Here is a 24222-nt window from a genome sequence, read left to right as displayed (position 1 = left end):
CCGGGGACGGTCCGGTAAGAATCTTCTCGTCGGATCCACCCGACGGTGGCGCCGCCGGCGCGAACGACCACCCGCCGCGCTTATGCCCGTCGGCGGCCGATTCCCGGCCGTGCTGACGAAGGACCTGCTGCGCGTCTCGCGCGCCGGCGGCGGCTTCCACCCGCAGTTCGTCGACGCCGACCGGCGCGAGCTCGCCGCGCGAGTCCTCGGCGTCTTCCAGGGTCACGTCGACCACACGCAGGCGGAGCTCGACGACGCCCTCCAGTCGCTCGAACGCGAGGCCGACGACTTCAAGCTGGTCCGCGGGTTCGCCAAGCTGCTCGACCGCGAGGCCCGCTTCGAGGTGCGCGCGCCGGTCGACCCCCACCGCGCCCGCGAGGCCGCCTTCGCCGCGAGCGAGGCCGTCGGCGTCGTCACCGCCGAGGACCGCGAGCGGGCGCTCGAACGGGCCGCGGGGAGGTTCGACGCCGACACCGACGCCGAGGCGGTCGCCGACTCGCTGTACGCCGACCTCGAAGACCGGCAGGTCCTCGCCGCGGTGGACCCGCGCTGGGACCCCGACGAACTGGTCGCCCAGTACAACCTCTCGCTGGGCCAGACGGCGCTGTTTGACGCCACGGAGGTCCGCGTCCGGTCGAGCGACCCGAAGGCGCTCGTCTCCGCCGTCAAGCGCCTCCGCCTGATGTACGAAGTCCGGAAGACCGACGCCGGGCGCGAGGTGGTCGTCACCGGACCGGACGCCCTGTTCCGGGCGACGCGCCGCTACGGCACCCGCTTCGCCCGCCTCCTTCGGACGGTCGCCAAAGCCGACGACTGGCGCCTGGAGGCGACCGTCGACGACCGCGGCACCGAGCGGACGATGACGCTCACCGACGCCGACGTGTCGGTGCCGGGCGTCGAGCCCGTGACCGACGTGAGCTACGACAGCGGCGTCGAGGCGGAGTTCGCGACGCGCTTCGAGTCGCTCGACCTGGACTGGGACCTCGTCCGCGAGCCCGAACCCCTCGAAGCGGGCGCGAGCGTCGCTATCCCAGACTTCGCCTTCGACTACCGCCACGCCGATTTCCGCGTGTTCTTCGAGATCATGGGCTTCTGGACGCCGGAGTACGTCGAGAAGAAGCTCGCCCAGCTTGACGCCATCGACGACGTCGAGCTGCTCGTCGCCGTCGACGAGGACCTGGGCGCCGGCGAGGCCATCAAAGCGCGAGACCACCGCGCCATCCCCTATTCCGGGACGGTTCGCGTCAAGGACGTTCGCGACGCCCTCCGGCGCTACGAGGACGAACTCGTCGCCGAGAGCGCCGCCGCGTTGCCGGACGAACTGGTTCCCGACGCGGACGTGGTGACGATCGAATCGCTCGCCGCGGAGTACGGCGTCAGCCAGAGCGCCGTCGAGGACAAGGCCTTCCCGGAGCACGAGCGCGTCGGACGCACCCTCGTCAGGCCGGCGGTGCTGGGGGAACTCGCCGGCCGGATCGAGGTCGGGATGGACCTCGACGAGGCCGAGACCGCGCTGGACGAGTACGGCATCGACGACGCCAGCGCCGCGCTCTCGGCGCTGGGGTACCGGGTGGCCTGGGAGGGCCTGAGCGGCGGGACGGTCCGCGAGCGCGACGAGTGAGTCCGTAACCGAGGCCCGTCCGGTCAGCAGTCCTGGCCGGCTTTCACGGGGACGAGCGTCACCGTCTTCGTCCGCTCGGCGACGGTCGCGCTGCCCTGTGAGACCTGTATCACGACGTCTTCGAACGACTGCGGCGCCCAAGATCCCTCGCGGACGCTGGTGAACGGGACGGTCACCGTCCGACTGGAGCCGGGCGGGACCGAGACGACCCGTCGCTTCGTCTCCCCGAAGACCGAGGCGCGGACAGCCACCCCGACGGCCCAGAACTGCTGGTTGTCGACGCTCGCTCCCGGACGGCTGACAGTGGCTGAGACGGACGCGCTCCGGACGACGACGTTCTCGCAGTTCGCCGTGGTGTTCGTCGGCGTCGCGCCCGTGACGGTCACGTCCTCGACGGCGACGGCGCCGTCGCCGTACAGCGAGGCGAGAATTGCGGCCGAGGCGCCGAGTACGGCGATGACCGCCAGGACGACCCAGATCCGGCGCGACCACGACATACCACTACGATTCTCGGTTCTCCTGTTAAGTGTTGTCGTGGTCGGGCATCGCGGGCGCACGTCGGTGTGCTCCCGCGGCTCGGCGCCGCTCTTGCAGTTCCCGACGCCGCTCCTACAGTTCCCGACGCCGTCCCTTCGGGACCTGCGAGCGGAGTTCGCCGTGGACGTAGAGGCCGACGCCGACGGGTGCGGGCTCGTCCGCGACGTCGGTCGTGACGATCAGGTACCCCCAGTCGCCGTCCCAGTCGAGTTCCTGGTCGTCGCCGGCGACGAACGTCGCCGCCTGCTCCCGCGAGAGGTGGACGACGCACTCGTCGGCGCGGTCGCCGAACCGCTGGACGGCTTCCAGCGTCGGTTTCCAGTGTTCCCGGCGCGTCCGCAGGAAGGCGAGCCCGAGCCCCTCGATCTCCACCGGCGAGGCCACGTCGTCGGCGAACGCCCAGATCTTCCCCGACCCGCGCTCCCAGAAGGTGTGGTTCTCGAACGTCTCCGGCGGGACGCCGAAGCGCTCGTCCCACCACTCCAGCACTTCCTCGCGGGTCGCCCGGCCCTCGACCGTCCGCTCGTCGGCCGTTGGGGGGAGTCGGTCGAATCGAGTCCCGTCGTTTTCCTCCGCGGCGTCGGGACTCATTCGGCGGTCACCTCCAGTTTCGCGCAGAAAAAGCCGCCGGTGTCGTTGTGGTGCGGGTAGATGCGCCTGGCCTTCCGGACGGACTCGTCGTAGGTCTCGTCTTCCCATTCGGTGACGCCGGGCCGCGAGTCGAGCGGCAGGTCGAACTCGACGAGTTCGCACGGCTCTTCGTCGAGCGCGTAGTCGAGGACGGCCTCGTTCTCCTCGGGCGCGAACGTGCAGGTGGAGTAGACGACGGTGCCGCCCTCGCGGGTGGTCTGGATCGCCCGACGGAGGACGCCCTTCTGGACGCCGGCGATGCCGTGGACGTGATCGAGGTTCCAGTCGTCGAGCGCGTCGGGGTTCTTGCGGATGGTCCCCTCGCAGGAACACGGCACGTCGACGAGCGCCCGATCGTACGGTGCGCCCTCCCGCCCCTCGTCGGCGTCGGGCGCGCGAAACGGTTTGAGCGAGTGATTGCGCGCGTCCTCGTGAGTGACGGCGACGTTGGTGGCGCCGGCGCGCTCGGCGTTCGACCGCAGCGCAGAGATCCGGCCGAGGTTGTTGTCCGTCGCGACGAGCAGGCCGGTGTCGTCCATCAGCGCGGCGATCTGGGTCGTCTTGCTGCCCGGCGCCGCGCAGGCGTCCCAGACGCGCTCGCCGGGCTGGGGGTCGAGGACCTCCGCGGGGACGGCGGAGACCTCCTCCTGCCCGTGGATCCAGCCGAGCACGTACGGCCAGTTCGTCCCCGGCTGGTCCTCGGGGAGCGCGAGCAGTCCGTCGTGCCACTCGCGGGGCTCGTAGGCGATGCCGGCCTCCTCCAGGGCCGCTCGGGCGCGCTCGACGGTCGTCTTCAGCGTGTTGACGCGGACGACCGAGGGGAGCGGCCGGTCGCAGGCCGCGCGGAAGGCGTCGAAATCGTCGACGAGCGGCGCGTAGCGCTCCAGTACGTCCATTGGGGCTCCGTTCGCTCCCGCCCGTGTTAACCCCCTCGTCTCGCGCCGGGAACGGTCGGTCTCTGTGCCGCCGGCCGCTCCGCCGCGTGCGGTTTTAAGCCGCTGGCAGCCCGGGGATCCGTCATGGCACGCGTGCAGGTACACGACGACGGGATCGAACTCGACTCGCCGACGCTGATCGAGGGGCTACCCGGCGTCGGCCTCGTCGGCAAGATCGCGGCCGACCACCTCGTCGACGCGCTCGACATGACCTACTACGCGTCGTGTCACTGCGACGGCCTCCCCGAAGTGGCCGTCTTCAACGACGGCGAGCGCGCCTACGAGCCGCCGGTCCGGATCTACGCCGACGAGGCGCGGGACCTGCTCGTCCTGCAGAGCGACGTGCCCGTCTCCCCGAACGCGGCCGACGACTTCGCTACCTGTCTGACCGCCTGGCTGGGCGAGCGAGACGCGACGGCCCTGTTCGTCTCCGGGCTCCCCGCCGAGAAAGACGGCGTCCCCGAACTGTACGGCGTCGCGAACGGCGGCGCGGCCGCGATCCTCGACGAACACGGGATCCCCGCGCCGACGGAGAGCGGCGTCATCAGCGGCCCGACCGGCGCGCTCCTCTACGAGGCGAACCGCAGCGACCTCGACGCGCTGGGGCTGGTCGTCGAGTCCAACAGGAACTTCCCCGATCCGGAGGCCGCGCGCGTGATCCTGCTGGACGGCGTCGGCCCGATCGCGGGCGTCGACGTCGACACCGACCACCTCGTCGAGCAGGCCGAGGAGATCAGCGAGGCCCGCGAGAACCTCGCCCAGCGGATGCAGGAGGCCCAGGAGGAGAGTTCGAAGGCCCAGCCGATCGGGATGTACCAGTAGCGGGCCGGGCGGGAACCGCGCTGTGTCCCCGTGGCGGGCTCGGACGCGTCGGACGCAACGCCTTTTTCGCGATCCGGTCGGTATCCGACGCCGATGGGAGTCGCAACCGCCGCGCAGACCGTCGGCGTCGGCGTGGTCTTCGGGCTGGCGCTGGCCGCGCCGCCCGGCCCGATGAACGCGGTCATCGCCGAGGAGAGCGTCCTCCGCGGCTGGCTCGCCGGCTTCACGGCCGGGCTGGGCGCGATGAGCGCCGACCTGATCTTCTTCGCGCTGTCGCTGGCCGGCGTGGTGGCGTTCCTCGACGACGCGGGGACGGTCCGGGCGATCATGGTCGGTGCCGGCGGGCTGCTGATGCTCTACTTCGCCGCCGGCGCGGTCCGCGACGCTCGCGCGGACTTCCTGTCCGACGACGCAGGGCCCGCCCCGGACGACGCCGACGCTCGCGGCTTCACGAAGGCGTTCGTCCTCGCGCTGACGAACCCCTACCAGATACTCTTCTGGCTGACGGTCGGCGTCGGCCTGCTCGAACCCGGGACCGTCGACGTGCTCTCGTACCTGCCCGCCGTCGGCGAGGGACTGTCGGGCGTGCTGGTGGTCAGAACCGGGAGTCCGGCGCTACTCGCGGGGCTGTTCGGCGGGATCGGCGTCTGGATCGTCGGCTTCCCCGCGACGCTGGTCAGCGTCGGCCGACGCGTCGACTCGTTCGCGCCGGCCGTCGCAGGCGTCTCGGCCGTCGTACTCGCGGGCTTCGGCGCCACCTTCTGCTGGACGGCGGCGCGGACGCTCCTCGGCTCGGTCGCGTAGCTGTCGGAGGCCTCGGCGCGAAGGGTAGACCGGGTCAGTCCGGTCGGTCGGGCGGGCCGCGCAGGTCCCCGTCGGGGTCGACGTCGGCGACCTCGGATTCGAGCCACTCCTTGAACCACTTGACCCGCTTGAGCCGGCGGTGGACGATGCTCTCGGCGGTGTCGCTCCGGACGCGCTCGCGGGCGTCGATGCCGCGTTCGAGGACGCGCCCGACCATCTCGGCCGCGTCGATGTGCGTGCGGGACTCGTAGCCCATCCGCAGGAGCATCAGGGCCGTGCCGTTCGCCCCGACCTTGTCGAGCAGGTCGGCCTCGATGAGACACTGGGTCTCCAGGGAGAGGTCGGTGAGATCGCCCTGATAGGAGTGGTCCTCGACCGCGGCGCAGACCTCGTCGACGAACGACGCGGGGTAGTCGCCGTGGCTCGTGAGGTACTCGCGGGCGATGCGGGCGCCCTCCTCGGCGTGGAGGTCCTGGTCGACCTCCAGTTTCGCGATGTCGTGGAACAGCGCGGCCACGCGGGTCACGTCCACGTTCGCGCCCTCGGACTCGGCGATCTCCTCGGCGAGTTCGACGACGTTCAGGATGTGATTGAACCGGTACTCCGCGGAGTGCCAGGGGTACCACCGCATGCGGCCGCCGTCGTCCTCGCTCTCGACGCTGGCGGCGAGGTAGTCGTGAACGAAGCCCTTCATCTCCTCGAACTCCTCCTCGGAGACCGGCGACTCCCTAATCTCGACCCCCACAGAACCACCCCCGAGAGATACGTGCGTCAGTCATCTTACGGATAGAAACGCGCGTTCGACTCTTAGGCGTTACGACACCCGTGGCCCACCGGTTTCGCCCGGATTCCGGGGTCGCTCGCGGTCCCATCGAATGGGATGTTCCACCGTGACAGGGCCACTGTCTTGCGATTTCGTCTCACGGACGAACCCTCCGGGCCGGTCGATGCCGCTCTCGCCCCGACAAATTCCACGCTCGCCCACCGATCCCCGTCGCGGCCCGACGAGTCGACAGCCGATCCGCGGCGTGGCTGTGGTTTTATCGTGATGGGTGTCAACAACCCACATATGCAAGTTCGAACCGCAGCGTCGGAGGACAGCCCCGCGATCCGGGACGTGGCCCGTCGGTCGTTGCAGGCGTCGTACTCCCTCGGTCCCCAGGCGATCACCACCGCCGTGTCCGGATGGTACGACGAGGACGCGCTGGACGAGACGATCGACGACGACGACCGACTGGTGCTCGTCGCCGAGCGGGACGGGCAGGTCGTCGGCTTCGCCGAGTCCGAGCGCTCGGGGGACGGCGGTACGGCGACGCTCCTGTGGCTCCACGTCGATCCGGCGTATCGCGGCCGAGGCGTCGCGAGCGCACTGTTCGACCGGACTCACGACCGACTGACGGCCTCCGGCGTCGACCGCGTCGCCGGGCGCGTGCTCGAAGACAACGCCGACGGGAACGAGTTCTACGAGGCACAGGGGTTCGAACGAGTCGGCCGGGACGAGGTCGAGATCGCCGGAGAGACGCGCGTCGAGAACGTCTACGCCGAGGGGGAGGCGGGCGGACTGCAGTCCATCCGGGCGAGCGACGGTGACACCGTCTACGTCGACGAGAGCGACTGGGACGAGGGCTCTTCGGGGAAGTTCTACGCCGTCTATGCCGACGAGGACGCGACCGAGCACTACGGCTACTTCTGTGCCAACTGCAACCGGCTGGCGAACGCGATGGACGCCATGGGCCGCATCGAGTGCGACAGTTGCGGCAACGCCCGCAAGGCGACGCGGTGGGACGCGGCGTACCTGTAGCGGCCGTCAGCCCACCGGGACGTCCGGACCGCCGGACTACCCGATGGTGTCGATGCGGTCGACCGGCATGACGGAGTAGTCGATAGAGAGCGTGTCCTGGGTCGCCCGGATCTTGCCCACGAAGGTCGAGATGTCTTCGAGCGAGCCCTCCAGGATGAACAGTTCGAGGCAGTAGTGGTCGCCGATGTGGCTGTGGACGTTCGAGGCGACGAGGTTCTCGTACTCGTGGCGGAGGTTCATCATCCGGTTTTCGACCCCCGAGGAGGAGTAGTCGAACAGGACCGTGACGACGCCCATCAGTTCGCGCTCTTCGAGTTGTTTGTCCTCGAACTCGCCGAGCAGGTTGCGCGCCGCCTCGCGGACGACCTCGCTCCGCCCGGTGTACCCGTGTTCGTCCGCGAACGCGTCGATCCGTTCGAGGAGTTCGTCGGGCATCGAGACGCTGACGACGGTCATATGTTAAGCGACGGCCGTCGAGATGATAAGAATTGATATCACCCCCGGTTGGGGGCCCGGGCGCACAGCCTCGCCTCGGTCGGGAGACTCAAGGAGGGTGGTGTAGACTACAGGGACGATGGAGACGAGTCACCGGGTCGTCGTGGGCGACGCGCGCGACCTCTCGGACGTGGCCGCCGACAGCGTCGACCTCGTCGTCACCTCGCCTCCCTACCCGATGATCGAGATGTGGGACGAGACGTTCACCGCCCTCGATCCAGCCGTTGGCGACGCGCTCGCCGACGGGGACGGCGACCGCGCGTTCGAGGCGATGCACGGCGTCCTCGACGACGTCTGGGCCGAAGTGTCGCGCGTCCTCGTCGACGGGGGCATCGCCTGCGTCAACGTCGGCGACGCCACCCGGACGGTCGGCGATAGCTTCAGCGTCTACCCCAACCACGCGCGCGTCGTCGAGGCGTTCCAGTCGCTCGGCTTCGACCCGCTGCCCGACGTGCTGTGGCGCAAGCCCGCCAACAGCGCCGCGAAGTTCATGGGCTCGGGGATGGTCCCGCCGAACGCCTACGTCACGCTCGAACACGAGTACGTTCTCGTCTTCCGCAACGGGAGCGACTCGCGGTCGTTCGAACCCGGCGCCGACCGCCGCTACGAGGCCGCCTACTTCTGGGAGGAGCGCAACCGCTGGTTCTCTGACGTCTGGACCGACGTGCAGGGCGAACTCCAGGGCCTCGGCCACGACGACCTCCGCGAGCGCTCGGCCGCGTTCCCCTTCGAGATACCCTACCGCCTCGTCAACATGTACTCGGTGTACGACGACACCGTGCTCGACCCGTTCTGGGGCACCGGCACCACGTCGCTCGCCGCCCTCGTCGCCGGCCGGAACTCGATCGGCTACGAGCGCGAGGCGGCCTTCACCGAGGTGTTCGACGACCAGATGACCGACGTGGCGGCCCTCTCGCGGTCGGTCGTCAGGGAGCGACTTGACCGCCACCGGGAGTTCGTTGCCGAGACCCGCGAGAGCGGTGACTCCCTCGACTACGAGGCGACCCACTACGACTTTCCGGTCCGGACCAGCCAGGAGCGGGACCTGCGGCTGTACGCCATCGAGTCCGTGGAGCGTACCGCAGACGGCTACCGGGCCGTCCACACGCCGATCTGACCGCGTTCGCGCATCGGAAGGTGCCGACGAAAAGGAGGGGTCCCGACCGGTGGGTCGGGGTCGAACCGGTCACTTCAGCGGGCCGTTATCGTCCCCCGTGGCCGTTGCCGTGACCATTGCCGTTGCCGTTACCGTTCCCATTGTCGTGGCCGTTACCGTGACCATTGCCGTGGTCGTTCGCGCGTTCGTCCTCGCCGGCGAACGTGAACTCGATCCCGACTGGGACGCGGCCGCTCTCGCTCTCGTCCCCGGCCCAGGTGCTCGCCACGACGACGCGCTCGAAGTTGCCGTTGTGCAGGAACTTCTTCAGGTCTTCCTCGCCGGACTCGTCGAACGTCGTCGTATCGATCTGTTTGACCTGGTAGTTGCCGTTGTGCTTGATCCCGACGAACGTGAACTGGTACTCGACCCTGTCACCGGTCGCCTCCCGTTCGCTCATGAACGGGTCCGTCGAGTTGGTAGCGACCGACTCCCCGGCGACGGTGACGTTCTTGACCCACCAGCCCGGCTGGGCGACGGCCCAGTCGGTCACGTACCGGACGGAGACGAGGACGCTCTCGTTGCCGGCGAACTCCGAGAGGTCGAACGACTGGCGTTCCCAGCCGTCGGTGTTCCCGGTCAGTCCCGGGACGTTCTCCCGGACGAGCGGATGGGCGCCGTCAGCGGGCGCGCCGTCGGTGTCCTGATTCGAGAGGCTGTGCCAGGTCTCGCCGCCGTCGGTCGAGACCTGCACGAACCCGTAGTCCCAGTTCGCCTCGATCCGCTGGTACGACTCGAAGGTGAGCGTCGGGCGCTCCGCGTCGGAGAGGTCTCGCTCGACGATGGCGTGGCGGTCGAAGAGGTTCCCAGAACCGCTGTAGAGCACGTCCCCCTGGCCGGTCACGGGATCGGTCGCCGTCGACCACTGCGTGTCGGTGAACTCCGTGCCGGAGACGGTCACCTCCCTGATCGGTCCGCGGTCGCTGGTGTCGATCGACCGGTAGTTCGTCCCCCAGACGCCGGCCGTCCCGACGTTCCCCGAGGTGTTGACGTTCACCTCGACGCCGTCGATGTGGTACTCGTCCTTCCGCGGCGTCCTGTGGTCGTCGGTCACGACCGCCGTCGAGAAGTCCTGGTAGAGGTCCTCGAAGTCGCGCTTCGCGCCGACCTCGTCGAGCGTGTTCTCCACGCTGTCGATCCCGTTGGCGTCGTCCCGAGCGAGATTCGTCACGAAGTCCCGGCCGTACTCGTCCGCCAGGTACATCGTCCACGTGAAGGCGATACCGTAGTCGGCGAGGACGTTCGCCGACCCCTGGTCCTCCCAGTTGACCAGGGAGTTCGAGGGCAGCTCCTCGTATGCGTTGAGGTGGCCCTGCGGGACGCCGTAACCGGTGAGATACTCCGCGTAGTCGGACATCCCCTCGTTGACCCAGCTGGTCTCGTCGCCGTCGAGGTCGGCGTGGATCAGGTGCTGGTACTCGTGAGCAAGGGTCCCCTCGTAGCCCGTCTGTCCCCCGGAGTCGCCGACTCCGTTCCAGCCGTAGGCGTCGATCGTGATCGCGTTGCGGTCGGTGTACTGCTGGATCGTCGGCGAGTAGAACCCGGCGATGTACAGCGGGTGGTCCTCGTCGTAGTAGTTCTGGTCGCGGATGTTGTCCACGAGCAGGACCGTCCGGTCGGAGCCGTTGCCGGTCTGGTAGTAGTCCTCGGGCACCGTGCCCGACCGTTCGAGCAGCGACTCCGTGCCGTTGCGGGCCGCGGGCTCGCCGAACGTCTCCGACTCGACGGGGTGGATGTTCCCGTCGAACTGCCGGGCCATCGCCTCGGCCTGGTCCTCGGAGATGGTCGGGTCCGTCCGCGTGTCGTTCGCCGGCCACGAGAGGTCGTTCGCCACCCAGACCTCGATGTTCTCGCCGACCGAGAGCAGCGTGTACTCCTTGAAGTAGTAGCTTCCCTGGTCGGACCCGAGGTACTGCTTGCTCGTCCCGACCAGCGGGTGGTCCTCGTCGCTCGGGTCCATCGCGATGGAGTCCGACCTCGCGACGCTCACGGACCCGTTCGACGCCCCCGCGCCGGAGAACTCCGCGGGCGCCGTGTCGAGGTCGACCGGTTTGTCCGTCCAGTTACGCGTCGGTTCGATCGCCCGGTACCCGTCCGAGGTGTTCTCCTGGTCCTCTTTCGGGATTACCGCGTCCGCCGCGTTCGCCGCATCAGTCGCGTCCGCCGGGCTGACCGCGCCTGCCCGTTCGTTCGGTGGCGATACCACTGCCGCGCCGCCGACGCCTGCCGTGACCGCCGACAGGACGACGACGAGTGCCATCAGTACTGTTCGCATCCGTGCAACCCGGATGTCAATACATTCGGAGTTACAAAAAATAGTCACACCGTAATCATCAATTAGAGACACTATTCTGCGACGTGCTGATCAGATCTGTTCGTCGGCGGCGGAGTTGCCGTAAAGTGACCGGGGTGGCGGGAATCCAACGTCCGACCGGGAGTCGTCTCCGGGACGGAAATGTGTGCGTAGACAGCCTGAGAACCGAGGATAGTCCCGAGCGGATTCGAACCGCTGTCAGTGGCTCCAAAGGCCACTATGATTGGCCACTACACCACGGGACTGCCGGCAGTTCGAACGGCCGTCCGCTGGCCGGACTGTCGAACCGCTCGCTGCAAAATCGTACACTGGGGGCGAACTTCAACGCTTCGAGACGGGTCAGTCGTCGGCGGTCGCCGGGACTTCCAGCAGGCTGCAGACGTCGTCTTCCGGATCGAAGCAGTCGGGGCACTTCGGGTCGCGGTCGATGATGGTGTCGAGGCGCTCGGCGACGGTCTCGTCGATGACGCTCTCTAGCTGGCGGGCCTCGCCGCGGAACTCCTCGACTTCGAGAACTTCGACGAGGAAGCGCTCGATGATGCAGTAGTTCTGGAGGGCGTCGCGAGCGCGGACGATGCCGTCGTCCGAGAGGGTGACGCCCTTGTACTTCTCGTGTTCGGCCAGCCCCTGGTCTTCGAGTTTGCCGATCATCTCGTTGGCGCTGGCGGGGCTCACGTCGAGCCGGTCGGCGAGGTCGCCGGTCGATGCCGGCCCATCCTCGATCTGCTGGATGAGGTAGATGGCTTTCAGGTACTGGTCGGCCGTGTTCATGCGTATCCCTCCGGGTTCGCGTGAGCTCGACGGAACGGAGTTCCGTCGGCGTTCATCGTCGTTCCTCCATGAGTTGGGTCACTTCCTCGACGCCCTCGGCCTCCTCCTCGCGGATCGCCGCGAGCGTGTCGATGAGCCGCTCGCGGTCGATGCCGAACTGCACGTCCGAGGCCTCGACCGCGTCGATGAGGTCGTCGTAGAACTTGTAGGCGGTCTCCTCGTTGCAGAGCTGGTCGTAGAGGACGCCGTCGAAGTCCTCGTCGGCCTCGTACTGGGCTTCGACCAGCATCTCGATCTCCTCGAAGGGGACCGTCTCCGCGTCGAGTTCGTCGACCAGCGCTTCCAGGCGGTTGCGGTGGTCGGCCGACTCCTCGGCCGCCTCTTCGAGCATCGCCGTGACCTCGTCACCGAGGTCTGCGGCGGAGTCCGCGGCGTGTTTGGCGGCGCGGGCCTCGACGACCTCTTCGAGGACGATGCCGATCTGCAACAGGCGGGCCAACTGGTGGTCGGACCCGACCGGGACGGTGAGACTCACCGTTCGGCCTCCCGGTAGTCGTCGCGCGCGACTCCGTTCATGCGCAGTCCTCGGAGAGCAGGGGACGTAAGTGCTTCCCTCGGCGATTCGAGCGGAGCGGTCAGTTCGTCCCGCGGTCGCGGTTCCGTGCCCCCTCGGTACCGGTGTCCCGACGGTCGCCTCCGGTCCAGCGGAGCGCGGCCAGGTACAGGACGACGGCGACGACGCCGACGATCACCCCCAGCACCGAGTCGGCGAACAGTCGGGGAGGGCCGGCGTGGAGGGGAGCGAGCGCCGCGACTACGAGGGGGACGATGTGGATCGGGCGCATCCGTTACGTGGGTATGGTTCGCCGGCTCTATTTAAAATCGCGGCGTATTTTCGCGGGCTGGGAACGGCGCGGCGTACCGAGAATCGTGGAAGAGCGCGTCCCTTCAGACGAAAACCGCGAGAAGTCCCGTTACTCCTGCAGGCGCTTGACGACGAGTTCGTCGAGGTCGTCGCGGAGCTCGTCGACGGCGACTTCCTCGAAGACGGGCACGAAGAAGCCCTCGACGAGCATGTCCTTCGCGCGCTTCTCGTCGACGCCGCGGGAGGTCATGTAGAACAGCTCCTCGGCGTCGACCTGGCCGACCGTCGCGGAGTGGCTGGCCTCGGTGTCGTGGTTGTTGATGATGAGCTTCGGCGAGGCGTCGGCCTCGGCGTCGTCGCTCAGCATCAGCGTGTTCTCGCGCTGGTAGGAGTTGGTGTCCCACGCCTCGCGGCCGACGTCTTGGACGCCCTCGTAGACCGAGCGGGCCTCGTCGTCGAGGACGCCGCGGGTCACGAGGTCGGCGGTGGTGTGCTCGTTCTCGTGCCAGACGCGGCTGTTGATGTCGAAGTGCTGGTCGTCGTGCCCGAAGAAGGCGCCGACGATCTGGCTCTCGGAGCCCTCGCCGAGCAGTCGGGTCTCGACGCTGGACTTGGTGAGTCGGGAGCCGATGTTGCCCTCGATCCAGTCGACCGTGCCGTGGTCGTCGGCGTGGCCGCGCTTGACCTGGAAGTTGTAGGTGTCCTCGGCGAGGTTCTGCAGCGCGCCGTACTGGACGCTCGAATTCTCGCCGGCGACGACCTCGACGACGCCCGAGTAGTACTGGTCGCCGTCGATGTTCGTGCCGGTCGTCTGGCGTTCGAGGATCGTGGCCGAGGAGGACTCCTCGGCGACGACGAGCGTGTAGTTGAACAGCGAGCGGCTGTTCATCGTCGTGCGGATCTTCACGTCCTCGGCGGCGACGCCCTCGGGGACGTAGACGAGCGTCCCGGCGCTGAACAGCGCGGTGGAGAGGGCCGTCAGGAAGTCCCGCTGGGGGTCGACGACGCTGCCGAAGTGCTCCTCGATCAGGTCGCCGTGCTCGGCGAGCGCCTCGTCCCACGAGAGGACATCGGCGCCCTCGGCCTCGACGCGGTCTTTCTCCTGGGCGAACTCCAGGGGGTCGACCAGCGTCTCGTAGTCGAGGTCGACGAGGTTCGTCCAGTTGCGCGGACCCGGCGTCGTGATGACGTCCGGCATGTCCAGGCCGTCGAGCGCGTCGAGCGCCTCCAGACGGGTCTCGAGGAGCCACTCGGGCTCGTCGAGCTCGTCGCTGATCTGCTGTACTTGCTCCTCCGTGAGGTTCGCGTGTAGCTGCGTGCTCATGGTAGACACCGGGGGTTACCCGAGCGAGCCCTCCATCTCCAGTTCGATGAGGCGGTTGAGCTCGACCGCGTACTCGATGGGCAGTTCCTCGGTGATCGGCTCGATGAAGCCGGCGACGATCATCTGCTTGGCGTCGTCGTCGTCCAGACCGCGGCTCTGGAGATAGAAGACGTCCTCGTCGCCGATCTTGCCGACGGTCGCCTCGTGAGCGACGTCGACGTCGTTGTCCTTGATCTCCATGTACGGCATGGTGTCCGACGTGGACTGGTTGTCGAACATCAGCGCGTCACACTCGACGTTAGTTTTCGAGCCCTTGGCGCCGTCGGCCATGTGGACGAGCCCGCGGTAGTTGGTGCGGCCGCCGTCCTTGGCAATGGACTTCGACTCGATGGTGGAGTTCGTGTTCGGCGCGTTGTGGTAGACCTTCGCGCCGGTGTCGATGTCCTGACCCTCGCCGGCCATGGCGATGGTGATGTGGTTGTCGGTCGCGCCGGGGCCCTTGAGGATGGTGCTCGGGTAGAGCATCGTCGCCTTCGAGCCCATCGAACCGGAGACCCACTCCATGGTCCCGTCGGCCTCGACGATGGCGCGCTTGGTGTTGAGGTTGTACGTGTTCTTCGACCAGTTCTGCACGGTCGAGTACTGGACGTGGGCGTCCTCACCGACGAAGACCTCGACGCCCCCGCTGTGGAGGTTGAAGGCCGAATACTTCGGCGCGGAACAGCCCTCGATGTAGTGAACCTCGGAACCCTCCTCGGCGATGATGAGCGTGTGCTCGAACTGACCCATCCCCTCGGAGTTCATCCGGAAGTACGCCTGCACCGGCATGTTGACCGTGGTGTCCTCCGGGATGTAGACGAAGGAACCGCCGGACCAGATGGCGCCGTGCAGCGCGGCGAACTTGTTGTCGCTCGGGGGGACGCACTTCGTCATGAAGTGCTCTTTGACGATCTCCTCGTGCTCCTGGACGGCCTTGTCCATGTCGCAGAAGATGACGCCCTTCTCCTCCCAGCGCTCCTGCATGTTCTGGTAGACGATCTCCGACTCGTACTGCGCGCCGACGCCGGAGAGCGCGTTCTTCTCGGCCTCCGGGATGCCCAGCTTGTCGAAGGTGTCCTGGATCTCCTCGGGGAGGTCCTCCCAGTTCTCGGCGCCGCCGCGCGTCTCGATGTCCGGGCGGATGTAGGGGACGATCTCGTCGATGTCGACCTCCGAGAGGTCGGGCTGCCCCGGCCAGTCGGTCGGCATCGGCATCTCCTGGAACTGCTCCAGGGCGCGCAGGCGTCGCTCGAGCATCCACTCGGGCTCGTCTTTGTCCTCCGAGATGAGACGGACCGTCTCCTCGGTCAGTCCCTTCTCGGTCTCGAAGGCCGACTTCTCCTCTTTCTTGAACTCGAAGCGGGCCTCCGTGTCTGTCTCTTTGAGGTGGTCTTGATCTGAACTCATTGTTGTGTCGTAGGTTTGGTGTCGAGCCTTATGACGCTGTGCACGTTATGCGGCCTCGTAGACTTCCTCGCGGACCCAGTCGTACCCCTCGTCTTCGAGGGTCTCGGCCAGTTCCGCGCCGCCGGACTTGGCGATCTCGCCGTCGAGCATGACGTGGACGTAGTCCGGCTCGACGTAGTCGAGGATGCGCTGGTAGTGGGTGATCTGCAGGATGCCCGCGCCCTGCTCGTCGCGCAGGGCGTTGATGCCCGTCGAGACGTCCTGCAGGCGGTCGATGTCCAGCCCGGAGTCGATCTCGTCGAGCACGGCGATCGACGGCTCGAGGATCGCGGCCTGGAGGACCTCGTTCTGCTTCTTCTCGCCGCCCGAGAAGCCCGCGTTGAGGTAACGGTTCGCGAACTTCTCGTCCATGTCGAGCTGCTCCATCTTCTCCTGGAGGATCTCCTGAAACTCGGCGACGCCGACCTCGCCCTCGTCGGCGGGACCTTCCATCGGCGACGTCTCGTAGCCGGCCGCGTCCTCGTTCGTGTCGCCCTCGGCCTCCTCGGCCTCTTCGTCCTCGTCCTCGAAGAGCTCCTCGCGCTCCTCGAGCTTGGCGTTGAGCGCCGTCCGCAGGAAGTTCACCATCGTGACGCCCTCGATCTCGGCGGGGTACTGGAAGGCCAGGAAGATGCCCAGCGCCGCGCGCTCGTTCGGTTCGAGGTCGAGCAGGTCCCACGTCTGGAGGTCTTCGGGGACCTCGATGTCCTCGAACTCGTCCTCCTCGATGTGCAGCGAGACGCTGCCGCCCGTGACCTCGTAGGCCGGGTGGCCCGCGATGATCTTCGCCAGCGTCGACTTCCCGGACCCGTTCGGTCCCATCAGCGCGTGGATCTCGCCCGACTCGACTTCCAGATCCACGCCCTCGAGGATCTGCTCACCGCCCTCCTCTGCGACTTTCGCCTGCAGGTTGTCTATTTCGAGTACAGCCATATGTTTCGGTCATCCTAAAACACGGTCCTGTCGCTGATAATAGTTTCGAGTTTTTCCTGGCTGTATTCGCCATTGCGAAAAATAAGTTTCACAATCCGTAACCCGCGTCCGCGGAGCGTCGAGTCCCGGCGATTCAGCCGGTCTGCGGTTCGGAGAGCGAGGTGACGGTGACGTCCTCCACGACCGCCGTCGTGGGGTATTCCGGAGAGAGGCTGGAGACGGCGATTCCGACGAGTACCTGCTTGTCGAACTCGACCGGTCGCTGGTCGACCGCGTACCAGTCTTTCCCCCTCCGGGACACCGAGCACGTGACCGTGTCGCCGACCCGATCGATCCGGTAGTATTCGAACCGGTCGGCGTCGTCGCCGAGCAGCTGCGACCGGCCTCCGGCACCGGGGCGCCCGCGCCAGAGCACCTCGGAGCCCTGCGCCGCAGTCGCACCGACGTGTCCGTAGGCGCAGTCCTCGTCGGTCCCGCTCCGGATCATGAACCCGGCCTTGCTGTAGTCGATCACCCGTTCGACGTCTCGCACGCGCCCTTCGATCCGGACGTCGCCCGAGACGCGTGTGAACACGTAGTGGAAGCCGTTGTCGTGCTGCCAGATGTTGGTGCCGTCAGACTCTATCGTCCATCGGTCCGCTTCGGCGTCGTACGTCCCGCGGTCGCCGGTCGTGACCGCGCCCACGTCGACCGCCTCGTCGAGTTCGTGTGACGCGCCGGCGATGGTCGGCCCCGGGTGTTCGGCCACGAGCATCACGTTCCGGAACTCGAATCGGGCGCCTCCGGACTCGCTCTCGGTGACGACGAGGTCCCACTCGTTGTCGGTCGCTATCTCCGAGACGATCGCCAGCCCCGACCCGCTCCCCGATTCGGCGGTCGTGTACCCCTGTTCCGTGACCGCGTCGCGTTCCTCGGCCGGGATCCCGGGGCCGTCGTCGGCGACGTAGAACCCATCCGCGAGGGGCCCGACCCTCACGGTCACGCCCTCGCCGCCGTGCTCCACGGCGTCGTCGGTCTGTGACCGACTGCTCGTCGAACCGTGTTCGACGGCGTTTTTCAGGAGGTTCTCGAACAGCGGGCGAACATCGGAGTCGGCGGCCCGGATCGCGGCGCCGTCGGGGAACGCGACGTCGAGCGTCGCCGGTTCGGTGTCGATGGCCGCCCACACGTCGTCGACGGTCGGGGTGAGCGGCACCATCCCCGCCTGGCTGTCGATACTCGTCCCGGCCTGCGACGTCTGTCTGAGGTCGTCGAACATCTCTTCCATCCGGTTGAGAGCCCCCTGGATCTTCTCGAGGGCGACCTCGTCGTCGTCCTGCTCGCGGGCGATCTCCAGGAAGCCGGAGGCCACCTGCAGCGGATTCTTCAGGTCGTGGTGTGCGTGCGAGACGAAGTGCTCCAGGCGCTCGATCCGTCGTTCGAGCGCGCCGATACGCGCTTTCAGTTCGGTGACGTCTACCGAGATGCCGACGAGGCCCGTGATGGGCCCGTCCTCGTCCCGTAGCGGTACTTTCGTCGTCCGCAACCAGATGGGGACCTCCTCGCCGTGGTGCTGTATCTTCTCGCGGATCGGTTCTCCCGTTTCGATGACCCGCATGTCGTCCCGGTACGTTTCGTCCGAATCGAACGGGTGGTCGTCCCCGAATATCTCCCGATCGGTCTTTCCGTACTGCTCCCCGGGCGGGACACCGCCCTTGATGTCGGCGACTTTCACGTGACGCGCCCGTTCGTCCTTCGCGTAGAGCGCGACATCGAGGTCAGACAGCATGGTATCGAGAATCGTGCTCTCCGTCGCGCTGACCCAGCGTTCCTGGTAGGTCTCGACCGCATCGGTCATGGCGTTGACGAGACGGTCGTGTAATCCGTCGACTCGCGGGACGTACCCCGCCCCCGCTGCTGCTGCGGCGGCGACGGTGCGTTCGTCACCGTCCATCGGGCAGTAGAGGATCGGGACGTCGGGCTCGATGCTCGACAGGAACTCGATGAGCCCCTCCTCGACGTCTCCGATCGCGACGCAAGCGCTCTCGTCCCCATCGATGCGGTCCCGTGCCGTCGCGAACGACTCGGCGACCGCCACGTCCGCCCCGTCGCAGGCCTCCGCCGCACGGACGAGGGGTTCCCGTTCGGACTCGTCCGACGCGACCACGAGTATCGTCGATGGTTTCCTGAGAGCTAGCTTCATCGGGCAATAGCGTCTTTAAAACCCTACACGTCAAAAATCTACGGGCAGTGTTTCAACCCGTGATACTTCCGGAGCGGCGGCCGCCGCCGCGCTACATGAAGCTCTCGAGACCGGTCTGCTCCTGCCCGCTCTTGACCTCCTCCCAGGAGATATCGAGCGCTTCGAGGACCCGTGCGATGGGGCCTTTGAGGGTCTTGTCGAGCATCTTGTCCCAGTCGACTTCGAACTCCTCGGGGACCTGGTCGGCGTAGTCGAAGCAGATGACCCCGTCGCCCGCGGCCACCTCTCGCTTGAACTCGCCGTACAGCGGGTCCTCCGCGGGGTCGAGGTCGAGTTCCTCCTCGACTCGCTGGAAGAAGTCGGGGTGGACCGTGTCGAGGTAGAGCCGCTTGGGCTTCGACCCGCTGGCGAAGTTGGTCCCCAGGAGGAGGTTGGCGTACTTGGCGCCGCGGACCTGCGCGGTGTCGGTGTCGTAGTTGTCGAGTTTCTTCCCGATGCCGCCCGGGATGCCCACGTCGTCGAGGCTGACGTTCCCGGACTGGTAGTCCTCGATGACGTCGTGGACGTAGTCTTTCACGTCTTCGAGGTCCTCGCCGTGGACGATCATCTCGATGACCTGCAACTGCACCTCCTTCGTGATCGGCGCGATGTCCGAGCGCTGGTACTCGAAGCCCGTGATGTCGATGTCGTCGACGTCCTTGCCCTCCTTCCAGACGATGTGGCCCGCGTAGCGCTTCTTCTTGCCCGCCTGGAAGAACCGCCGGTAGAGCTTCTCGAACTCGATCTGGAACCGGTGGGAGTCTGCGTTGAGCTCCTCGCGGGCGAACTCGTCGTAGCGGTCGTTGATGTGCTCCTCTATCTCGAACGACCGCTCGATGGCCTCGTCCTTCGGCGTGTCGCCGCCGAGCTCCAGCATCACGGAGTCGGTGTCGCCGTAGATGACCTCCTTGTCGAGTTCGTTGGACGCCTGTTCGGTGAAGCTGATGACCTCGCGGTTCGTCGAGGTGACGCCGGCGCTCATCTCCCGGTCGTACAGTCGGAACCGGTCCCAGCCGAACACCCCGTACAGCGAGTTCATGATGACCTTCACCGCGGCCTGCTGGCGGTCGTACCGCTCGTAGTCCTCCGACCCGGGGTCGTTGTCGTTGCGCAGCGCCTTCTTCTCCTCGCGCTCTTCGAGGAGTTCGTCGACCATCTCCCGGATGATACCGTCGGGTTCCTTCCGGAAGTGGACGCCCGTGGGCGTGCGATAGGTCTCGCCGTCGTAGGTCTCGGGGTCGACCTTCGTCTCCGGCGAGGCGTTGATGGTCGTCATCGACATCGGGTAGAGCGACTTCAGGTCCAGCACCGACACGTTCTCGCGGACGCCGGTGATGGGATCGAAGACGGCGCCGCCCTCGAACTCGTCGGTGGCCTCCTGCTGGCCCTTCGAGGGGAGCGCGAACTCGCCGTAGGCCTTGTGGAGGACGTACATGTCGACGGCGTCGCCGGCGGTCGGGGCGTCCTCTATCTTGCAGCCGACGAGCTTGCGCGCCTCGTCCCAGAAGGCGATGATGTCCTGTTTGCGGTCGAGTTCGACGCACAGCTCCACGTCGCGGAGGTTGTATTCGAGGAGTCGCTCGGGGTCGTCCTCCCAGAGGTCGCCGATGTCGCCGGGGTACCGCTCCTTTCCGACGCCCATCTCGACCTCGCCGACGGCGTCGAGCCGGTAGGACTCGAGTTCGCTGAACTGCGTCGCCTTGTACGCCCGCAGGAGGTCGAAGACGACCCGTCCCTTGATGTCCGGGCCGTTCCAGTCCGAGCGCCAGACCTCGTTCACCCGGGAGAGGCGGTCGATGTCGAGGTCGTAGTCGTGGCCCGGGCCTGCCAGTTCCTCGATGCGGTCCAGCAGGTAGGGTGCGTCGAAGTCCGCGAAGTTCCAGCCGGTGAGGATGTCGGGGTCGGTCTCCTCGAGATACTCGATGAACGAGTCGAGCATCTCGGCCTCCTCGTCGAACACGCGCACGTCGGCGTCGATGTCGTCCTCGATGGGGTCGTACGCTTCGAGGGCGGCGGGGCCGTCGACGCCGTCCGGGGAGTTGTACAGCCAGTTGATGTACTCGTCGCGATAGGAGTCGTGGGAGGTGAGACAGACGATGGTCTCCTCGCCGTCCTCGGGGAAACCGTTGCGGTCGTCGACCTCGATGTCGAAGGTGTTCACCCGGGGAGTGGCGTTGGCGTCGACGGCCTCGACCTCCTCGTGCGGGATCCGGATGGTGCCGTCGTCGGTCCGCCGCTCGGGCACGCGGATCCCGCTTTCGATGTCCTTGTCGATGAGCAGGCGATTGGGGAAGAGGATGTCCGCCTCGTAGTGTTCGAACTCGTCGCGCACTTGGCCCACGTCGCGCGGCGTGCGACCGATGATCTTCGCGAGTCGCTCGCCGCGGATTGACTCGAAGGGTTCTCCCTCGGGGTCAGTCTCGCGGTAGTCGACGAGCCCGTCGTACTGGGCGATGCGTTCGTCGTCGACGTTGTCGATCGGCGCGTAGAAGTACGGCTCGAAGTCGTAGACCTCGACGTGTTCGATTTTCGGCCGGCCCTCGTCGGTCTCCCGGCGGCCGAAGACGTGGACGACCGGGAACTCGTCGTCGCCGCTGTACTCGACGGTGTAGTCGACCTGCGTGACGGTGATCGTGACGCTGCCGTCGGCCTCGGGGAACCGGACCGAATCGGCGTCGACCACCGTCGCGACCTCGCCGCCGCTGCCGTCGTCACCGGCGACGTGGGCGGCTTCCTCGGCGGGCCGGTCGTCGCCGGCCCCGAAGTCCCCAAACTCCGTTTGCTCCATGATGGTCCCGCTTGGCGGCCGCCGATTAAAATAACCGCGGTCTGCCCGGTCGGGCCCGGCGCCCCTCGCGTCGTCGTTGCAGGCAGAAGATACTTGATACGGTGTCACAAACCCCGGCACGAAGCCATGACGGACCACACGACGCCCCGCGACGTGTCGGACAGTGGCGACAGCGAGCCGACGGCGGACGTGCGAGCGGCCCCGGCCGACACGGTCGGCGTCGCCGCCACGGACGCCTACGAGGTCGACGACCGCGTGGTCCTCTTCGACGTGGAGAACCCCCTCGCCTGGGTCGAATCCGACGACGCCCTCGCGCTCGGCCAGATGGCCTGACGCCGACTTCGCCGATCTATTGTCCTCGACGTATCGGAGTCGCCCACGCTATCGGAGGCCGACCCCGTTTGGTTTGGTAGTTCACGGTAATAATCCAGACACGCCCGCCGGCAAAGCGGCTTCCAGGGAAGCGAGACACAGACCGCATTTGAGACCTGGAAACAGGGGAAGTCCACGCAAAATCTGCTGTACCCACTCATTTATTCAGCCACGGTTGCGGTTAACTATCGCACAAATTTATTATTGGCTGTCATATACTAGCGAGGTGCATGGCACTTCGGGGAGAGTGTGAGTACTGTGGAGAGACGGAGGTGGACGATCGGTGTGGGAACTGCGGGATGAAATTTCACTATCGGTGTGCGGAAAACAGCGGCGACCTGAGAGTGGACCTAGAAGGTGGCGCGTTAGTCAGTTCCAAGCGGGCCCGTTACCAGTGGAGTTGCCCGAATTGCGGGCGGCGTTCACGCGGAGACGCTTGAAACGGGGTTCCCAATTCCTGTTCCCATTTCGAGCGCGTCGTACGTATCGTTGATTGTGAGTCCCCGGTGGTATCCGACGCGGAGAGCGCTCCCCTGAGACGGATCCGACGACGCCCCCGCGCTCGGCCAGATGCCCTGAGTATCCGGCGATTCGAGGCTGTGCACCGAGTGGGAACCCTTTTTGCCGCCAGTCCGCAACCGGCGGGTGTGTCGAACGACGCGGACGAGGACGACGGCCTGCTGGGCGGCGCCGAGCGGTTCGAATCGTCGCTCGGCCCCGACGTCCCCGAGGTGGACGTGCCGGAAGTCGATATCCCGTCCGTGCCAGGAGCCGCCGACGCCGGTGAGACCGACGAGGCGGACGCCGGCGCACTGGACGGAGACGTCGATCCGGAGGTCTCGCGGACGTTCTGGCGGCTCGTCCTCGTCTTCGACGTCGCGCTGCTCGCGATGTCGCTCGGCCCGATGTTCGTCTTCTTCAGGAGCGACTGGGACACCGGCGGTCCCCTGTTCGTCCTCGGCGTCGCCGCGTTCGTCTACGGCGTCCGCGAGTATCGACAGTTCCGGGACGGAAGGGAGTGAGACCGCGGCTGCGGCGATCTGGCCGGCGGGCTTACGGGTTCGACCGGAACGGCTAACCCCGCGAGTCGGCTACGGGCACACATGCGAACGGTCCGCGACGAGTCCGGGCGGCGCTATCTCCTGCTCAAGCAGTCCAGCGATTCCTCGCGCGTCCGCGACCCCGAGACCGGCGAGGAGCGACACGTCGCCAACGACCGGCTGGAGCCCGTCGACGGGGAGTCCCCGCTGGAGACGGCGAGCCGAGCGGTCCCGGAACCGGTCCGCGCAGTCGTCGGCGCAGTCCACGACGATCGGTCGCTCGGGCTCCTGCTGGAGATCGACGCCCGCAGTCCCGTGGACGTGCGGACGCTCATGGGCGCCGTCGACCTCTGCGAGAGCGACCTGCACGGCCTGCTGAGCGAGTTCCGGGCCGCGGGCCTGATCGCCGAGACCGACGTCGCGGGGGTCCGCGGCTACGAGACGACCGAGCGCGGACGCGCGGGCCTGTCGGCGCTCGTCGCCGCCGAAGACGAGGGATGACGAACCGGTCGGGCCGCGAGTCCGCCGGGTAGAAGACGTTTACAGTCGGCGGTGAAACCGCCCGGACATGCGCCGAACGGTCCTCGCGTTCGCGGTCGCGGCGTCGCTGGTCCTCGCCGGCTGTACGACCGGCCAGCCGAGTACGGAGTCCACGGTCCCATCCCTCACACCGTCACCCGCGCCGTCTCCGTCGCCCCAGCAGTCGGCCGATTCACCGACCCCCACGGCGACGAAGACGCCGGGATCGGTGCCGTCGACTGCCCTTCCAACCCAGACGCAGTCGACGCCGACATCGGAGCCCACGTCCGTCGAATACGTCGTCCGCGCCGGCGATATCCCCGACGAGTTCGCGTCGGTCGAAGTGACGTTCCGGGTCGTCTTCGTCGACGAGCTACGCGACCTCGGGCCCTGCTATCCCGACGTGTTCTCGGGACCGTACAAACCGACGCTGACCCCGCTTCCGACGCCCACCGGGGAGTGTCACGAGTCCCAGTCGGTCACCGTCGACGTGACGGAGGTGTCCGGCGAGCGGTCGCTCGGGAACTTCTCCGCGCCGGGGTCGACGAGCGGCCACGCGCTGATCGCGACCGAGGTGGAGGCCACCCACACGAACGGGACCGCCGTCACGACTATCTACGGAACGGGCGGCGCCGAACTGATCCGGTCCGACGAGCGACCGTCCGGCCCCTACGGCGTCGAGATCGGGTTCGACCCGGCTCCCGACGGTCGCGACTACGACTACTGGTTCCTCCACGAGGAGTACGACATCTCCGGGTGAGAGAACGGGTGCACTGATCCGGCAGAATC

23 protein-coding genes and 1 tRNA gene are annotated in these 24222 nt (G+C 67.2%); 9 read left to right on the top strand and 15 right to left on the bottom strand.

Features of this window, described 5'->3' with window-relative positions:
- Positions 1-109 precede the first annotated feature (109 nt).
- Positions 110-1621: a DUF790 family protein gene (locus PSC72_RS21880; RefSeq protein WP_274323548.1), complete on the top strand. Its 1512-nt coding sequence runs from the start codon at positions 110-112 to the stop codon at positions 1619-1621.
- A 23-nt stretch (positions 1622-1644) separates the two neighbouring features.
- On the opposite strand, the gene PSC72_RS21875 is transcribed toward PSC72_RS21880, so the two are convergent.
- From PSC72_RS21875 to PSC72_RS21865, 3 genes are all read right to left on the bottom strand, one after another.
- Positions 1645-2118, bottom strand: coding sequence for a hypothetical protein (locus tag PSC72_RS21875; protein WP_274323547.1), 474 nt, complete (start codon positions 2116-2118; stop codon positions 1645-1647).
- A gap of 112 nt (positions 2119-2230) precedes the next feature.
- Positions 2231-2749, bottom strand: coding sequence for a DUF7122 family protein (locus PSC72_RS21870; protein ID WP_274323546.1), 519 nt, complete (start codon positions 2747-2749; stop codon positions 2231-2233).
- Complete coding sequence (locus tag PSC72_RS21865) at positions 2746-3684, bottom strand: RsmB/NOP family class I SAM-dependent RNA methyltransferase (RefSeq protein ID WP_274323545.1); 939 nt, start codon at positions 3682-3684, stop codon at positions 2746-2748. Before PSC72_RS21865 ends, PSC72_RS21870 begins: the two co-directional genes overlap by 4 nt.
- A 123-nt stretch (positions 3685-3807) precedes the next feature.
- On the opposite strand from PSC72_RS21865, the gene PSC72_RS21860 reads away from it, so the two are divergent.
- Positions 3808-4545: a proteasome assembly chaperone family protein gene (locus PSC72_RS21860; protein ID WP_274323544.1), complete on the top strand. Its 738-nt coding sequence runs from the start codon at positions 3808-3810 to the stop codon at positions 4543-4545.
- Between the two features lie 93 nt (positions 4546-4638).
- On the top strand, positions 4639-5349 hold the full coding sequence (locus PSC72_RS21855; RefSeq protein ID WP_274323543.1) for a LysE family translocator: 711 nt from the start codon (positions 4639-4641) through the stop codon (positions 5347-5349).
- A gap of 34 nt (positions 5350-5383) precedes the next feature.
- Here the strand turns inward: PSC72_RS21855 and PSC72_RS21850 are convergent, their stop codons facing one another.
- A complete protein-coding gene (locus PSC72_RS21850) occupies positions 5384-6094 on the bottom strand; it encodes an HD domain-containing protein (RefSeq protein WP_274323542.1) in 711 nt (236 codons plus the stop codon).
- Positions 6095-6418: 324 nt separating this feature from the next.
- Here PSC72_RS21850 and PSC72_RS21845 point away from each other — a divergent pair, with 324 nt between their 5' ends.
- Entirely contained in the window at positions 6419-7150 is a 732-nt protein-coding gene (locus PSC72_RS21845; RefSeq protein WP_274323541.1) for a GNAT family N-acetyltransferase, read from the top strand.
- Between the two features lie 36 nt (positions 7151-7186).
- Here PSC72_RS21845 and nikR read toward each other — a convergent pair whose 3' ends face one another.
- Positions 7187-7606, bottom strand: a complete 420-nt coding sequence (gene nikR / locus PSC72_RS21840; protein WP_274323540.1) for a nickel-responsive transcriptional regulator NikR — start codon at positions 7604-7606, stop codon at positions 7187-7189.
- 118 nt (positions 7607-7724) lie between these two features.
- On the opposite strand from nikR, the gene PSC72_RS21835 reads away from it, so the two are divergent.
- Positions 7725-8762: a DNA-methyltransferase gene (locus tag PSC72_RS21835; RefSeq protein WP_274323539.1), complete on the top strand. Its 1038-nt coding sequence runs from the start codon at positions 7725-7727 to the stop codon at positions 8760-8762.
- An 85-nt stretch (positions 8763-8847) separates the two neighbouring features.
- Here PSC72_RS21835 and PSC72_RS21830 read toward each other — a convergent pair whose 3' ends face one another.
- The 10 genes from PSC72_RS21830 to PSC72_RS21785 all read right to left on the bottom strand — a co-directional run bounded on the left by PSC72_RS21830 (position 8848) and on the right by PSC72_RS21785 (position 21502).
- Positions 8848-11061 carry an immune inhibitor A domain-containing protein gene (locus PSC72_RS21830; protein ID WP_274323538.1) on the bottom strand — a complete coding sequence of 738 codons (2214 nt, stop codon included), beginning with the start codon at positions 11059-11061 and terminating at the stop codon, positions 8848-8850.
- A gap of 226 nt (positions 11062-11287) precedes the next feature.
- Positions 11288-11360, bottom strand: a tRNA-Gln gene (locus PSC72_RS21825).
- Positions 11361-11454: 94 nt separating this feature from the next.
- Positions 11455-11886: a metal-dependent transcriptional regulator gene (locus PSC72_RS21820; RefSeq protein ID WP_274323537.1), complete on the bottom strand. Its 432-nt coding sequence runs from the start codon at positions 11884-11886 to the stop codon at positions 11455-11457.
- A gap of 52 nt (positions 11887-11938) precedes the next feature.
- A complete protein-coding gene (locus PSC72_RS21815) occupies positions 11939-12421 on the bottom strand; it encodes a ferritin-like domain-containing protein (RefSeq protein ID WP_274323536.1) in 483 nt (160 codons plus the stop codon).
- A gap of 100 nt (positions 12422-12521) precedes the next feature.
- Positions 12522-12731, bottom strand: coding sequence for a hypothetical protein (locus PSC72_RS21810; RefSeq protein WP_274323535.1), 210 nt, complete (start codon positions 12729-12731; stop codon positions 12522-12524).
- Between the two features lie 129 nt (positions 12732-12860).
- Positions 12861-14075, bottom strand: coding sequence for a Fe-S cluster assembly protein SufD (gene sufD, locus PSC72_RS21805; protein WP_274323534.1), 1215 nt, complete (start codon positions 14073-14075; stop codon positions 12861-12863).
- Positions 14076-14090: 15 nt separating this feature from the next.
- Positions 14091-15521, bottom strand: coding sequence for a Fe-S cluster assembly protein SufB (gene sufB / locus PSC72_RS21800; protein ID WP_274323533.1), 1431 nt, complete (start codon positions 15519-15521; stop codon positions 14091-14093).
- Positions 15522-15566: 45 nt separating this feature from the next.
- Entirely contained in the window at positions 15567-16493 is a 927-nt protein-coding gene (locus tag PSC72_RS21795; protein WP_274323532.1) for an ABC transporter ATP-binding protein, read from the bottom strand.
- A gap of 133 nt (positions 16494-16626) precedes the next feature.
- Positions 16627-18639, bottom strand: a complete 2013-nt coding sequence (locus PSC72_RS21790) for an ATP-binding protein (RefSeq protein ID WP_274323531.1) — start codon at positions 18637-18639, stop codon at positions 16627-16629.
- A 127-nt stretch (positions 18640-18766) separates the two neighbouring features.
- A complete protein-coding gene (locus tag PSC72_RS21785; protein ID WP_274323530.1) occupies positions 18767-21502 on the bottom strand; it encodes a DNA-directed DNA polymerase in 2736 nt (911 codons plus the stop codon).
- A 126-nt stretch (positions 21503-21628) separates the two neighbouring features.
- Here PSC72_RS21785 and PSC72_RS21780 point away from each other — a divergent pair, with 126 nt between their 5' ends.
- The 4 genes from PSC72_RS21780 to PSC72_RS21765 all read left to right on the top strand — a co-directional run bounded on the left by PSC72_RS21780 (position 21629) and on the right by PSC72_RS21765 (position 24193).
- Positions 21629-21835, top strand: a complete 207-nt coding sequence (locus PSC72_RS21780) for a DUF7331 family protein (protein ID WP_274323529.1) — start codon at positions 21629-21631, stop codon at positions 21833-21835.
- A 686-nt stretch (positions 21836-22521) separates the two neighbouring features.
- The gene (locus PSC72_RS21775) at positions 22522-22896 is read left to right on the top strand and encodes a DUF7322 domain-containing protein (RefSeq protein WP_274323528.1); all 375 of its coding nucleotides are present in this window, start codon (positions 22522-22524) and stop codon (positions 22894-22896) included.
- Positions 22897-22977: 81 nt separating this feature from the next.
- On the top strand, positions 22978-23415 hold the full coding sequence (locus PSC72_RS21770) for a DUF7346 family protein (RefSeq protein ID WP_274323527.1): 438 nt from the start codon (positions 22978-22980) through the stop codon (positions 23413-23415).
- A 67-nt stretch (positions 23416-23482) separates the two neighbouring features.
- Positions 23483-24193: a hypothetical protein gene (locus PSC72_RS21765; RefSeq protein WP_274323526.1), complete on the top strand. Its 711-nt coding sequence runs from the start codon at positions 23483-23485 to the stop codon at positions 24191-24193.
- Positions 24194-24222 lie beyond the last annotated feature (29 nt).

This window comes from Halosimplex aquaticum, from assembly GCF_028747785.1.
In the GTDB taxonomy this organism is placed as follows: domain Archaea; phylum Halobacteriota; class Halobacteria; order Halobacteriales; family Haloarculaceae; genus Halosimplex; species Halosimplex aquaticum.
Note: the sequence above shows the minus strand (reverse complement) of the source record. Positions and strands in the feature narration are given on the sequence as shown.

Excerpts from the sequence above, each read along its gene's own strand:
- PSC72_RS21780 (WP_274323529.1), top strand. The coding sequence starts at position 21,629 with ATGACGGACCACACGACGCCCCGCGACGTGTCGGACAGTGGCGACAGC.
- sufB (WP_274323533.1), bottom strand. The coding sequence starts at position 15,521 with ATGAGTTCAGATCAAGACCACCTCAAAGAGACAGACACGGAGGCCCGC.
- PSC72_RS21855 (WP_274323543.1), top strand. The coding sequence starts at position 4,639 with ATGGGAGTCGCAACCGCCGCGCAGACCGTCGGCGTCGGCGTGGTCTTC.
- nikR (WP_274323540.1), bottom strand. The coding sequence starts at position 7,606 with ATGACCGTCGTCAGCGTCTCGATGCCCGACGAACTCCTCGAACGGATC.
- PSC72_RS21770 (WP_274323527.1), top strand. The coding sequence starts at position 22,978 with ATGCGAACGGTCCGCGACGAGTCCGGGCGGCGCTATCTCCTGCTCAAG.
- PSC72_RS21845 (WP_274323541.1), top strand. The coding sequence starts at position 6,419 with ATGCAAGTTCGAACCGCAGCGTCGGAGGACAGCCCCGCGATCCGGGAC.
- PSC72_RS21860 (WP_274323544.1), top strand. The coding sequence starts at position 3,808 with ATGGCACGCGTGCAGGTACACGACGACGGGATCGAACTCGACTCGCCG.
- PSC72_RS21835 (WP_274323539.1), top strand. The coding sequence starts at position 7,725 with ATGGAGACGAGTCACCGGGTCGTCGTGGGCGACGCGCGCGACCTCTCG.
- PSC72_RS21795 (WP_274323532.1), bottom strand. The coding sequence starts at position 16,493 with ATGGCTGTACTCGAAATAGACAACCTGCAGGCGAAAGTCGCAGAGGAG.
- PSC72_RS21865 (WP_274323545.1), bottom strand. The coding sequence starts at position 3,684 with ATGGACGTACTGGAGCGCTACGCGCCGCTCGTCGACGATTTCGACGCC.
- PSC72_RS21785 (WP_274323530.1), bottom strand. The coding sequence starts at position 21,502 with ATGGAGCAAACGGAGTTTGGGGACTTCGGGGCCGGCGACGACCGGCCC.
- PSC72_RS21765 (WP_274323526.1), top strand. The coding sequence starts at position 23,483 with ATGCGCCGAACGGTCCTCGCGTTCGCGGTCGCGGCGTCGCTGGTCCTC.
- PSC72_RS21810 (WP_274323535.1), bottom strand. The coding sequence starts at position 12,731 with ATGCGCCCGATCCACATCGTCCCCCTCGTAGTCGCGGCGCTCGCTCCC.
- PSC72_RS21820 (WP_274323537.1), bottom strand. The coding sequence starts at position 11,886 with ATGAACACGGCCGACCAGTACCTGAAAGCCATCTACCTCATCCAGCAG.
- PSC72_RS21870 (WP_274323546.1), bottom strand. The coding sequence starts at position 2,749 with ATGAGTCCCGACGCCGCGGAGGAAAACGACGGGACTCGATTCGACCGA.
- sufD (WP_274323534.1), bottom strand. The coding sequence starts at position 14,075 with ATGAGCACGCAGCTACACGCGAACCTCACGGAGGAGCAAGTACAGCAG.
- PSC72_RS21875 (WP_274323547.1), bottom strand. The coding sequence starts at position 2,118 with ATGTCGTGGTCGCGCCGGATCTGGGTCGTCCTGGCGGTCATCGCCGTA.
- PSC72_RS21830 (WP_274323538.1), bottom strand. The coding sequence starts at position 11,061 with ATGGCACTCGTCGTCGTCCTGTCGGCGGTCACGGCAGGCGTCGGCGGC.